This is a genomic window from Pseudomonas fluorescens group sp. PF-69, assembly GCF_054481235.1.
The window spans coordinates 4,392,424-4,404,750 of record NZ_JBTMNC010000001.1; the positions used below are offsets into that span (position 1 = coordinate 4,392,424).

At 60.2% G+C, this 12,327-nt stretch carries 12 protein-coding genes; 6 read left to right on the forward strand and 6 right to left on the reverse strand.

Going from position 1 to position 12,327, the window contains the following annotated elements; all coding sequences use genetic code 11:
* Positions 1–126 precede the first annotated feature (126 nt).
* The 5 genes from ACX3YF_RS20725 (at position 127) to ACX3YF_RS20745 (ending at position 7,457) form a co-directional block, all read left to right on the forward strand.
* Positions 127–1,179 carry an agmatine deiminase family protein gene (locus tag ACX3YF_RS20725; protein ID WP_448646914.1) on the forward strand — a complete coding sequence of 351 codons (1,053 nt, stop codon included), beginning with the start codon at positions 127–129 and terminating at the stop codon, positions 1,177–1,179.
* Positions 1,180–1,182: 3 nt separating this feature from the next.
* Positions 1,183–2,091 (forward strand): N-carbamoylputrescine amidase, encoded by a 909-nt coding sequence (gene aguB / locus ACX3YF_RS20730; RefSeq protein WP_458974180.1) that lies wholly within the window; start codon positions 1,183–1,185, stop codon positions 2,089–2,091.
* Between the two features lies 1 nt (position 2,092).
* On the forward strand, positions 2,093–3,196 hold the full coding sequence (locus tag ACX3YF_RS20735) for an extracellular solute-binding protein (protein WP_130211557.1): 1,104 nt from the start codon (positions 2,093–2,095) through the stop codon (positions 3,194–3,196).
* A 48-nt stretch (positions 3,197–3,244) separates the two neighbouring features.
* Positions 3,245–4,366, forward strand: a complete 1,122-nt coding sequence (locus ACX3YF_RS20740; protein ID WP_448646911.1) for an agmatine deiminase family protein — start codon at positions 3,245–3,247, stop codon at positions 4,364–4,366.
* 808 nt (positions 4,367–5,174) lie between these two features.
* Positions 5,175–7,457 carry a heavy metal translocating P-type ATPase gene (locus tag ACX3YF_RS20745; protein ID WP_448646910.1) on the forward strand — a complete coding sequence of 761 codons (2,283 nt, stop codon included), beginning with the start codon at positions 5,175–5,177 and terminating at the stop codon, positions 7,455–7,457.
* Between the two features lie 60 nt (positions 7,458–7,517).
* On the opposite strand, the gene gstA is transcribed toward ACX3YF_RS20745, so the two are convergent.
* Positions 7,518–8,147: a glutathione transferase GstA gene (gene gstA, locus ACX3YF_RS20750; protein ID WP_448646909.1), complete on the reverse strand. Its 630-nt coding sequence runs from the start codon at positions 8,145–8,147 to the stop codon at positions 7,518–7,520.
* Positions 8,148–8,297: 150 nt separating this feature from the next.
* Between gstA and ACX3YF_RS20755 the strand changes: the two genes are divergently transcribed.
* Positions 8,298–8,648 (forward strand): winged helix-turn-helix transcriptional regulator, encoded by a 351-nt coding sequence (locus tag ACX3YF_RS20755; protein WP_130211138.1) that lies wholly within the window; start codon positions 8,298–8,300, stop codon positions 8,646–8,648.
* Positions 8,649–8,857: 209 nt separating this feature from the next.
* Here ACX3YF_RS20755 and ACX3YF_RS20760 read toward each other — a convergent pair whose 3' ends face one another.
* Genes ACX3YF_RS20760 through cydP form a run of 5 tightly spaced genes read right to left on the reverse strand, consistent with a single transcriptional unit; the run spans position 8,858 to position 12,161 of the window.
* Positions 8,858–9,145: a cyd operon YbgE family protein gene (locus tag ACX3YF_RS20760; RefSeq protein ID WP_448646908.1), complete on the reverse strand. Its 288-nt coding sequence runs from the start codon at positions 9,143–9,145 to the stop codon at positions 8,858–8,860.
* Positions 9,142–9,264, reverse strand: a complete 123-nt coding sequence (cydX, locus tag ACX3YF_RS20765) for a cytochrome bd-I oxidase subunit CydX (protein WP_047530299.1) — start codon at positions 9,262–9,264, stop codon at positions 9,142–9,144. The genes ACX3YF_RS20760 and cydX overlap by 4 nt, the downstream gene beginning before the upstream one ends.
* A 23-nt stretch (positions 9,265–9,287) precedes the next feature.
* Entirely contained in the window at positions 9,288–10,424 is a 1,137-nt protein-coding gene (cydB, locus tag ACX3YF_RS20770) for a cytochrome d ubiquinol oxidase subunit II (RefSeq protein ID WP_448646907.1), read from the reverse strand.
* Positions 10,417–11,988 (reverse strand): cytochrome ubiquinol oxidase subunit I, encoded by a 1,572-nt coding sequence (locus tag ACX3YF_RS20775; RefSeq protein WP_130211135.1) that lies wholly within the window; start codon positions 11,986–11,988, stop codon positions 10,417–10,419. The genes cydB and ACX3YF_RS20775 overlap by 8 nt, the downstream gene beginning before the upstream one ends.
* Positions 11,985–12,161: a cytochrome oxidase putative small subunit CydP gene (gene cydP / locus ACX3YF_RS20780; RefSeq protein ID WP_047530293.1), complete on the reverse strand. Its 177-nt coding sequence runs from the start codon at positions 12,159–12,161 to the stop codon at positions 11,985–11,987. The genes ACX3YF_RS20775 and cydP overlap by 4 nt, the downstream gene beginning before the upstream one ends.
* Positions 12,162–12,327: the final 166 nt, after the last annotated feature.

The following is a 12,327-nucleotide window of genomic DNA, read 5'->3' on the forward strand; positions in this document are numbered from 1 at the left end:
TTCCCCTAATCAGTTCTGCGCAAAATCCATCGTTTGTTGGCGCGGTTTCACATCATTAGCATTCACCTCACGCCAAATCACGGCAATTTCCATTGAACACAATGGCTTAATCGAGAGGTGCTTGTCATGCCGCGAAACGAGAATAACAACAACGCTTGGAAGATGCCTGCCGAGTGGGTGACGCACGCCGCCACGTGGATGGTTTGGCCGCATAACCAGGCGCTGTGGGAGTCGGGTTGGGGCGTGACGTTGGCGCAGGTGCAGGAAGACTTCGTTCGGGTCGCCAATGCCATCGCCCGGTTCGAACCTGTGAAAATGGTCGTCGATCCGTCGGCAATCGCCAGCGCCAAAGCCTTGTGCGGGCCGAACATCGAACTGATTCCGCTGGCAGTCAACGACAGCTGGTGCCGCGACTCCGGCCCGAGCTTCGTCGTCCACCCAGAGCAAGGTCTGGCCGGGGTGAGCTGGCGCTTCAACGCGTGGGGCGGCAAGTCGGCCCACGATCTGGACGAAAGCCTGGCCCGTCGCGTGCTCAATCACCTGGGCGGCGAGTGCTTCGGCACTGCGCTGAGCAACGAGGGCGGCGCGATCCACGTGGACGGCGAAGGCACACTGATCACCACCGAATCGGTGCTGCTCAACCCTAATCGCAACCCGGGCGTGAGCAAGGCCGAGATGGAAGAGATCTTCAGTCGCCTGCTTGGTGTGAAGAAAACCATCTGGCTGCCGGGCGATCCGGATTATGTTACCGGTGACATGACCGACGGCCACGTCGATGGCGTCTGCGCCTTCGCCCGTCCCGGCGTGTTGCTGGTGGATGCTACTCACGATCGCAGCTCGGTATACGCCGAAGTGGTGAGGGAAAACCGCCGCGCTCTGGAACTGGTCACCGACGCCCAGGGCCGAAAATTCGAGCTGATCGAGCTGTATGAAGCCAGCGATGCAGTGGACACCGAAGCCGAAGTGTTCTGCGCCTCGTACACCAACTTCTACATCGCCAATGGCGCGATCATCATGCCGGCGTACGGCATCGAGGCCGACAAGGTCGCGGCGCAAACCCTGGCCAAAGCGTTCCCGGGTCGCGAAGTGGTACCGGTGCAGATCAGTCACCTGGCCCATGGCGGTGGCGGTGTGCACTGCATCACCCAGCAACAGCCAGCCTGGCCGGTAGAGGGTTGATCGATGACGATGCTGAAAGTCGCCACCACGCAGATGCCGTGCATCTGGGACCTGAAAAGCAACCTTGACCGCGCCGAGCAGTTGGTGCGTGAAGCGGCTGCGCAGGGCGCCCAGGTGATCCTGTTGCAGGAGCTGTTCGCCACGCCGTATTTCTGCATCGAGCAGAGCCATCAGCACATGGCGCTGGCCGAGGAGTACCACGACAGTCAGGTGCTGTCGCGTTTCGCCGCGCTGGCCCGTGAGCTTGGCGTGGTGCTGCCGCTGAGCTGGTACGAGAAGGCCGGCAACGCCTACTTCAACTCCCTGAGCGTGGCCGACGCCGACGGGCGTTTGCTGGGCGTGTACCGCAAGACCCACATCCCCAACGCCATCGGCTATCAGGAGAAGGAATATTTCAGCCCCGGCGACACCGGTTTCAAAGTCTGGGACACCGCGTTCGGCCGCCTCGGCGTCGGTATCTGCTGGGATCAATGGTTCCCGGAAACCGCCCGCTGCCTGGCCTTGATGGGCGCCGAGGTGCTGCTGTTCCCGACCGCCATCGGCTCGGAACCGGGCTGCGTGGATCTGGATTCGCGGGACCATTGGCAGATGACCATGCGCGGCCACGCGGCTGCCAATCTGCTGCCGGTGATCGCGTCCAACCGGGTTGGCGCTGAAGTGGCGGGCACCGATGCGGCGCTGCAAATGAATTTCTACGGCTCGTCGTTCATCTGCAACCACAAGGGAAAAATGCTCGCCGAAGCCGACCGCGCCAGCACCGGCGTGCTGGTGCAAAGCCTGGATCTTTCGGCCATGCGCGAAGATCGATTGAGCTGGGGCATCTACCGCGACCGTCGCCCGGAAATGTACGGCGCTTTGCTCAGCCAGGACGGCCGTCACCTTAACGCCCGCTGGAATCCTCAAGGAGTCTGATATGCACACCTCACACAAGTGGTTGCTGGGCGCTCTGGGCCTGGCGCTGGCCGGTCTGATGCCGGCGGCGCACGCCGAGGACAAGACTCTGCGGCTGTACAACTGGGCCGATTATTTCGCCGAAGACACCCTGAGCAAATTCACCGCCGAAACCGGAATCAAGGTGATCTACGACGTAATGGACGGCAGTGAAACCCTGGAAGCGAAGATGCTTGCCGGTGGCAGCGGCTACGACCTGATCTTTCCCGGCGACACCGTGGCTGAACGGTTGATGAGGGCCGGCAGCCTGTTGCCGCTGGATCGCTCGAAGGTCACGGCGATGGACGACATCGAACCCGGCCTGCAAAAACTGCGCAGCCATTACGAGCATTCGGACAAGGCCACGGTGCCGTATACCTGGGGCACCATCGGCCTCACCTACAACGCCGAGCAGATCAGACAGCGCATGGCCGACGCGCCGGTCAACAGCCTGGACATGCTGTTCAAACCGGAGTTGGCGGCCAGGTTTGCCGATTGCGGGATTTCGATTATCGACTCGCCGGACGAAGTGCTGGCCGTGGTACTCAATTATCTGGGCCGCGACCCGCGCAGCGCCAAGCCAGCGGATCTTGCGGCGGCCAGTGATTTGCTGATGAAGCTGCGGCCGTACATCCGCAAGTTCCAGTCGCAGCCGGTGACCGATCTGGTCAACGGCAACCTGTGCCTGTCCCTCGGCTACAGCGGCGACATGACCCAGGCCCAGCGTACCTCGGACAGCGCCGGCAAGCAGACCCGCTTCCAGTACCGCGTGCCGCGCGAGGGCACCACAGTGTGGATGGATAACATGGCCATTCCGGTCGATGCCAAACACCCGGAGTACGCCTACGCCTTCATCAACTTCGTGATGCGCCCGGAGAACATGGCTGCAATCAGCAATTTCACCGGTTACCCGACCTCCAACGCCAAGGTCCGGCCAAACGTGGATGAGGCCATGCGCAACAACCCGGACATCTACCTCGACGAAGCGACTTATGCTCGTCTGATACCGGGCAAGGATATTCCCCAGGCCGACATGCGCGCCCGCATGCGCACCTGGACCAAGTTCAAGACCGCCACTGCAAAGTGATTTTTCCGGGCTGCTCTGGCAGCCCTTTACACCATCAGGAACGTACACATGCCAACTCGTCGCGAGTTCATCAAACAGGTTTCAGTCGCCGCCGGCTTAGGCGCTGGCGTCATGGGCCTCGGCCTGTCACCGGCGCGGGTACTGGCGGCCAGCGAAGGTCGCTGGTTCATGCCTGACGAGGGCGACAAACACGAACGCGCCTACATGGCCTTCGGCGCGCAGGACGCGATCTGGGAAGACTTCACCGAAGACGTCCAGGAAGCGTTGGGCCGGATCGCCCGCGCCATCGCCCGCTACGAACCGCTGACCATTTATTGCCGCAGCAGCGAACGCAACCTGGCCGAAGAGATCTGCGGCATGTCCAACATCACCTACCAGATCGCCAACCTCGACGACATCTGGATGCGCGACATCAGTGCCAACTTCGTCATCGATGACAAAAACGGTCTGGGCGCGGTGGACTTCAACTTCAGCGGCTGGGGCAACAAGCAGCAGCACTCGAAGGACGCGAATATTGCCAAGCGCGTGGCGGCCGACTCTCAAGCGACCTACCAGCGCAGTGAACTGGTGGGCGAGGGAGGGGGCATCGAAGTCGACGGCCATGGCACCGCGATCATGACCGAAAGCTGCTGGGTCAACGAAAATCGTAATCCTGGCTGGAGCAAGGCCGATGTCGAGGCAGAGCTGAAAGCACGCTTGGGCCTGCGCAAAATCATCTGGCTGCCAGGCATCAAGGGCAAGGACATCACCGATGCCCACGTCGATTTCTATGCGCGCTTCGTCACGCCCGGCGTGGTGATCGCCAACCTCGACACTGACCCGCGTTCCTACGACAACAAGGTCACCTTGGCGCACCTGGAAATCCTGAAGAAAGCCACCGACGCCGACGGTCGCCCGTTGCAGACTCACACCGTGTCGCCACCGGTGAAACCGCGCAAGACCAGGTTCAACAAGGACAACGACGATTTCGCGGCCGGTTACATCAACTATTTCGTGATCAATGGCGCGGTGATCGCACCGGAGTTCGGCGACAAGGACGCGGACAAGAAGGCCTTCGACCTGATGAAAAAACTCTACCCGGATCGCGACGTGCTGCAGATCAACATCGACGCCATCGCTGCCGGCGGTGGCGGGATTCACTGCGTGACTAGTCATCAACCGGCAGCCTAGATAGGGCCACCTCTTTGCCAATCGGAAACGCGAAAGCCCAAAGCAGATAAGGTACGCTGGAAGCCAATTTTGTTGTATTGGCTTGTGCTTGGCACTGTCTGAATTTCGCGTCCTGTTAAAAAGGGGCGGTTGTTATCCCGTTTGTTACGGGAAGAACAACCTGTCGCTATTCCTATTGAGTATTGGGAAGCCCCAAGATTTGTTCACAGAGACATAAGTCGGCGCGTAGCGATGGAGCAAGTGTCATACAAAAAATCGTTTCCGGATGACCGCTCTTGGCCGATTGTGTTGAAAAAGTCGGTCCTTCCAGACTGTCCACGTATTGACTGCTGAAAATGCCTTTTTTGCGCGCAGCTACGCGAAATCTGAGTACGGAATCCTCTGTTCAATGTAAAGATTTCAATCTCAAGCGCGTACTTTTCTACCGTGGAAATCAGGGCCGACTTTTTCAACAGAATCGGCCGATTACTACCTGTCGCAAACGACAACAATCCCTCTTCCGCAATGCTCTTCAACACAAGTTGTTTATCGGTTTCATTGAGTATTCGCTCTGTTCACGTCGCCCAGCGCAGTCCGGCGACCAATAAAATCTCCAGAAATCCGGCTACGACCAGCAGCAACCACGATGTGTTGTAAGTCATTCGATAACACCTTCCAGGCCAAAAAAAGCGAGCCTGTCTCCTTGCATTAAAAAAAATGATCGCTGCGAAGTCACTAGAATCAACGGGGCGCGGTGACTCGGCACGCTGATGCACAGCCGGCATTTTTGCGTAGCACATGACGTATCCCTTTTGAGGAACCTACGACGATGTCCAACAAGTGGCTGGACCCAGCGCTATTGCTGCTGACTGCCCTGACACTGCTGGCGGGCGGCATTGCGCAGGTTGCTCAGAAACCTGACTGGGCGGCGATGTGCTGGCTCTCCGGGAGCCTGGTCATGGCCGTGGTGCTGCTGGTGGAGATTGTCAGGCGCCTGGCCCGGCGCGAGGCCGGCGTGGACTTGATTGCGCTGCTGTCGATCGGCGCGGCCCTGGTGTTTGAGCAGATGCTGGTGGCGGCGGTCATTGCCTTGATGCTGGCTTCCGGGCGCACCCTCGAATTTTTCACCGCGCAACGCGCCGACCGCGAGCTGCGTGCACTGGTCGACCGGGCGCCGCGCTTTGCCTGGCTGCAGGAACCGAACGACTTGCGCCAGATACCGGTCGAGCAGATCCAGCCGGGTCAGACGCTGCTGGTCCGCCTGGGGGAGGTGGTCCCCGTCGACGGCCGCCTACTCAGCCCCACGGCAACGCTGGACGAGTCGGCGCTCAGTGGTGAGTCGTTGCCGGTCACCCGCCGGGAAGGCGAGGTGTTGCGCAGTGGCGTCGCCAATGCCGGCGCGCCGCTCCAGCTGTTGGCGACGCAGACGGCGGCGCAGAGTACTTACGCCGGTGTCGTGCGGCTGGCCGAGGCGGCACGACGATCACGCGCGCCTTTCGTGCGTCTGGCCGACCGTTACGCCTTGCTCTTCATTCCGCTGACGCTGCTGATGGCCGGGCTGGCCTGGCTATGGAGTGGAGACCCTCTACGGGCTCTGGCGGTGCTGGTGGTGGCCACGCCCTGTCCTTTGATCCTGGCGGTGCCGATCGCCATCATGTCGGGTATCTCCAGGGCGGCGCGGCGCGGCATCCTCATCAAGGACGGCGCCACCCTGGAAGCGCTGGCAGGGGCCAAACAGCTGTTTCTCGACAAGACCGGCACCTTGACCAGCGGGCACGCCCACCTGCAGTCGGTTGAGGTCAATGGCCAGGTCGATCCGCAGCACCTGCTGGGCCTGGCCGCTTCGCTGGCACAGGCCTCGGTGCACCCCATCTCCCAGGCCATCGTCGACGCAGCGCGCCAGCTCCGATTGCCGCTCAGCACCCCGCAAGCGGTTGAAGAAAGCCCGGGCTCCGGTCTGTGTGGGCTGATTGAGGGGCGTCGAGTACGTCTCGGCACGCTGTCTTTTGCTCAAACCGAGGCGTCTGTCAGCGATTGGGCCACCGCGATGCTGCGCCATATGGACTACTCGGCCTGCGGTGGAAGCTTCGTTGAAGTGGATGGGGCGCTCTGCGGCCTGCTGATTTTCTCGGACAGCCTGCGTCGGGAAACCCCACAAACCCTTCGCCGGCTGCGCAACAGCGGTATCGAGCGAATTGTCATGCTCACGGGCGATCGCCTGGAAACAGCCGAAATGATTGCGCTGTCGGCCGGCATCGACGAGCTGCGTGCCGGGTTGAGCCCGGAGGATAAGGTGCGTGCCGTACAGGAGGGCTGTACGCGCGCGAGCACGCTGATGGTCGGCGACGGCATCAACGACGCGCCCGCACTGGCGGCGGCCACCGTCGGCGTGGCCATGGGGGCCAGTGGTGCCACTGCCTCTGCGGAAGCGGCGGGTGTTGTGCTGTTGGTGGATCGCCTGGACCGTCTGGTCGAGGCACTGGAGATTGCCCGCCGTACCCGCCACATCGCCCTGCAAGGCGTGCTGGCCGGCATGGGGCTGTCGCTGCTGGCCATGACGGTGGCCGCCCTCGGTTTCCTGCCGCCGCTCGCCGGCGCCGTGGTTCAGGAAGTCATCGACGTGCTCATCATCATTAATGCGTTGCGTGCGTTGGGGCCTTCGGCAGGACTGGGCCTGCGACGACTGGCCGGCGAGCACATTGATCGACTGCAGGACGAACACCGCCAACTCGCCACTGTGCTGAGTGATCTGCACCAACTGGCCGGCGATTTCGCCCGGCGCCCGCTTGAGCAGGCGCAGACCGATCTGTCGGAACTGGTCGACAAACTGCAAGCCTCCCTGGCCAGCCATGAACGGGACGATGAAAACACCCTGTATCCGCTGCTGACCCTGAGCATGCCGGGCGAGGACCCCTTGTCGGCACTGAGCTATGGACACCGCGAGATTTTTCGCCACATCCATCTGCTGGCGCGCATGAGCAGCGACTTCAGTGCCGACCCGACCACGGTTCCCGCCGAAGAGATTCAGCATCAGTTGATTCGCCTGGATACCCTGGTGCAGTTGCACTTCGACCAGGAGGAGGAACTGTTCCGCTATCTGGACAGGCGCTGAAGGGGCTGGCGGGATACTGTTCAAGTGTCGATAACTGTCTAAATCGGTCTGTGCGTCCCTTCACGCAAGACCTTCTTCTCGCAACGCTTTCTGAACCGCAGGGCGAACCTTGACCCGGTCATACCAGGCACGGAGGTTATGCAAATCATCGAAGTGGATGTCGGCCTTGTAATAGCTGGTCAACCAGGCGGCCTGGCCCCAGCCTGTCAAGGCGAACAGATAGGCGTCCGCCACAGTGAAGGAATCACCCATGAGGTATGGGCGGATCGCCAATTGTTCGTCAATCCAGGCGAAGCGCTTCTCCAGCTTTGGCTTGGCAGTGTCTACGTATTGACCCGCGAGGGTTGAGTACAACAGCGGAATGTACCCCTTGTGAATCTCGGACGTCAGGAAGTTCAGCCATTCTTGCAGTCGGTAGCGATCAAGGGTGCCATGGGAGGGAACCAGTCCAAGCTCCGGCTTCAGGTCACCCAGGTACTGCACGATTGCCGGGCCCTCGCGCAGGAGCGTGCCATCGTCCAGCTCGATGGCGGGTACGTAGCCCAAGCTGTTGACCTCGAAGTAATTGGCGCCCGATTCGGTGAGGTGCTTCTTGTGATCGACCTTGATCAGCGTGGCCTCGAGACCCAGTTCATTGAGGATGATGTGAGGCGAAAGGGAGCAGGACGCGGGGATGTAGTACAGCTTCATTTACAGACTCCAGAGCATGAGTGATCGCTGTCAATTCCAACGCAGAGACGGCTTCAGCTCATTCTAGAGGTAAGGTATAAAATAGGAAGAACGCACTATTTTGTAGTATAGGTATAAAAAATATACCTAAGATCATCCGGGACTCTGACCATGAAAGACAACATATCAGGCTGCTCGGTCGAAGAAGCGATGCGTTTGCTGGGTGGCCGCTGGCGCCTGCTCATTGCCTCCTACCTGCTCGACGGGCCAAAGCGCTTTAATGCGCTCAGGCGGGACATTCCCGCAATTTCGCAACGAATGCTGACCATCGATTTGCGCGCCCTCGAGGAAGCAGGGCTTGTAAAACGGACTGTATTTCCCACTGTGCCCGTCACGGTTGAGTACGAACTCACGGTTGACGGACGGCGGTTAGAGCCTGTCATCGAGGTCATGAAACAATTTGGGCTATGGGTCAAGCGTCGCCAGTCCATTGATAGCGCATGCCCGGTTCACCTTGCGTGAGATAGAGGGGGGCACTGATGCGGCAGCAATCGGTCGATCTCAAACGTGCCTGCCGATGCCGGCGGATTCGGAGCTATTTCCGAAGTCCCGCCGGCTGTTGCATTTTTCGAGTGGTTTTTCCGCGGTGCCCTTCACGGGAGTGAAGACAAGATCAACGTTCTGTTGTCTTGAGGCTCCGACGCCTTGTGTGAAGGTTCAGCCGTCAGTCCTCAATGCAGAAACTTGACCCAGCCGGCCACTGCAAGTGCCGCAAAGCAGGTCCAGCCTGAGAACAGCCACCGCCAGACAAACATCCGCGGGACAAAACCCACACCTCTCACAAAGGCCACGCTCATGGCGACGAACAATGCCGTCGCCAGCGCATGGTCAGGCTTCCCATCGGCGGAGACCATCATGGGAGGGTAGAGCGTACACGCGAGCATGATGACGATTGCGATAACCAAACTCGACACTTGAATGTGCGAGGAGGGCAGGGGCGTCGCGACACCCGGCGTCATGACAGTGTCTCGTCATTGTCGCTCATGGCGCGGCCAGCTTCGTTCTCGCCCCACATCGCATTCAATATGGCCAGTAGCAACGCGAAACCGACCCCCAGCATCCAGGCGAAATACCACATGTTTATTACTCCTCTGCCGTCACTTAGTAGGCGGAATGTTCGTTGGCTTTGATCTGGGCGACGGTGACCTTGCCGCGCATGACGCGATACGCCCACGAGGTGTAAATCACGATCAGCGGCATGAAGATCAACGTGGCCCAGAACATGATGGCCAGGCTTAAATGACTGGACACGCTGTCCCACACGGTCAGGCTGGCCGCAGGCACCGTTGACGACGGCATGACGAAGGGGAACATCGATACACCGGCGGTGCTGATCACCCCGATTACCGCGAGCGACGAGGCGACAAACGCGGCCAGTGTGCGGCGCATCAGCAGCAACAGCGCGGCACCGGCGGCGCCCGCCAAGCCAAGCGCAGGCAGCAGCCACAACGCAGGATAATGGCCATAGTTGGCCATCCAGGCCCCCGCTTCGCGTACCACGGTTTTGTTGAGAATGTCCGGCAGCCCGGCGATATCCACCACCGAGGTAATGCGATAGCCCTCGATCGACTGCAACCACACGCCGGCAATGACGAACGTGCACAGCAGCACCAGCGCCGCGCCAACCCCGCCCTTGATGGCGCGGGACTGGATCACGCCTTCAGTGCGGTGCGCCAGATAAGTACCGCCTTGCAGGGTGATCATTGCACTGCTCACCACGCCGGTCAGCAGCGCGAAGGGGTTCAGCAGTTGCCAGAAACTCCCGGTGTAAGTCGATACCAGCATGTCGTTGAAGTGGAACGGTACGCCTTGCAGCAGGTTGCCGAATGCGATGCCGAACACCAGCGGCGGCACGGCCCCGCCGATGAACAGACCCCAGTCCCAGGTGCTGCGCCATTTGGCGTTGTGAATCTTGCTGCGATAGTCGAAACCCACCGGGCGGAAGAACAGCGCCCACAGGACCAGAATCATCGCCCAGTAAAACCCGCTGAACGCGGTGGCGTAGACCACCGGCCATGCGGCGAAGAGCGCGCCGCCGGCCGTGATGAACCACACCTGGTTGCCGTCCCAGTGCGGCCCTACGGTGTTGATCGCGACGCGACGCTCCATGTCCGTGCGGCCCACGAAAGGCAGCAAGGTGCCGACCCCCATGTCGTGGCCGTCCATGATGGCGAAGCCGATCAGCAGTACGCCGACCAGTGCCCACCAGATAAGTTTCAGGGTGACGTAATCAAGCATGGTGGAGTTCCTTCATGTTGGCATCGTGAGCATAACGGCCGGTTCCGAGGCTGCCGGGCCCTTGGCGGGCGAACTTGACCATCAGGAACATTTCAACCACCAGCAGCACGGTGTAAAAAGCCACGAATCCTGCCAGCGAGCCATAGAGGTTATTGATGCTCAGGGTGGAGACGCTCATGTGGGTGGGCAGTACGCCATAGATGGTCCAGGGTTGACGGCCGTATTCAGCGACGAACCAGCCCAGCTCGCAGGCAATCCAGGGCGCAGGCAGCATGCAGAGTGCCCAGCGCAGCAGCCAGCGGCGGCGTGTGCAGGCCGACTGCAAGGTGCTCCAGAAGGCCACCCCGAACAGCAGGAGCATGGCAAAACCAAGGGCGACCATGATCCGGAACCCCCAGAACATCGGCGTCACGCGCGGTACGGTATCGTTCACTGCCTTGTCGATGATGGCCGGCGTCGCCTGGTTGACATCCTCGACGTACTTTTTCAGCAGCAGGCCAAAGCCCAGGTCGGTCTTGTAGGCTTCGAAAGTCTCGAACGCCGCCTTATCGGTGCGATCGGCCCGCAGGGCTTCAAGCGCATTGACGGCGGTAATGCCACGCAGAATGCGCGCGCGGTTTTTCTCTTTGATGTCATGAATGCCCGGGATCTGCTTGCTGACCGAGCGCGTGCCGATCAAGCCCATTACCCAAGGCACATCGACTTCCCAGTTATTCTTGGACTCGGCTTCGTTGATGCTGGCCAGCAAGGTCAGGCCCGCCGGCGCGGGTTTGGTTTCCCACATGGCTTCCATGGCCGCCAGCTTGGTTTGCTGCGCCTCACCCACGGTGTAACCCGATTCATCCCCCAGCACGATCACGCTCAGCACCGAGGCCAGGCCAAACGCCGCCGCCACCCGGAAGCTACGTTTGGCGAACTCGACATCACGACGCTTGAGCAAGTACCAGCTGGAAATCGACAACACGAACATCGAGCCGGTGACATAACCGGCGGACACCGTGTGCACAAACTTGGCCTGGGCCACCGGGTTGAACACCACCGCCCAGAAATCGACCATCTCCATGCGCATGGTGATGTAACTGAATTCCGAGCCCACCGGGTTCTGCATCCAGCCATTGGCGATCAGAATCCACAGTGCCGACAGGTTGGTACCGATGGCCATCAGCAGCGTGACCAGCAAGTGGTGCTCTTTCTTCAGGCGATCCCAGCCAAAGAAGAACAGACCGATCATGGTCGATTCAAGAAAGAACGCCATCAGGCCTTCAATGGCCAGCGGCGCACCGAAGATATCGCCCACGTAGTGCGAGTAATACGCCCAGTTGGTACCGAACTGAAATTCCAGGGTGATACCGGTTGTCACCCCCAGGGCGAAGTTGATGCCGAACAGCTTGCCCCAGAAGCGCGTCATGTCTTTCCAGATGACATTGCCGGTCATCACATAGACGCTTTCCATGATGACCAACAGCCACACCATGCCAACCGTGAGCGGTACGAAAAGAAAGTGGTAAAGCGCAGTGGCTGCGAACTGCAGCCGAGACAAATCTACCAGGTGTTCTGAAATCACTTGCTTGCCCCTTGAGTCGAGGTGGGTACACCGAAACGGTTGCCGATAATGTTCGGGTCGACACTGACGTGCGAATCCCGGATGAACAGCCACCACAGCACTGTCAGCACCAGTAGTTTGATCACTACTGCCGTGAGCAGATGGCGGCGAAGTCGTTTGTCGGAAATGGTCATGACTTGCAGTTAGCACACGGCATGCCAAGGGGAGGGCGTCTATTTTTATCGTTTTAAAACAGTTACTTAGTGATTAAGGTGAGCTGGTGCGGCAGGCCTTGGCGGGTAAACGCGCTGCCAACCTGCCAGGGTGGCAGTGATTGGCAGTCGTTGGCAGTCGTGGGGC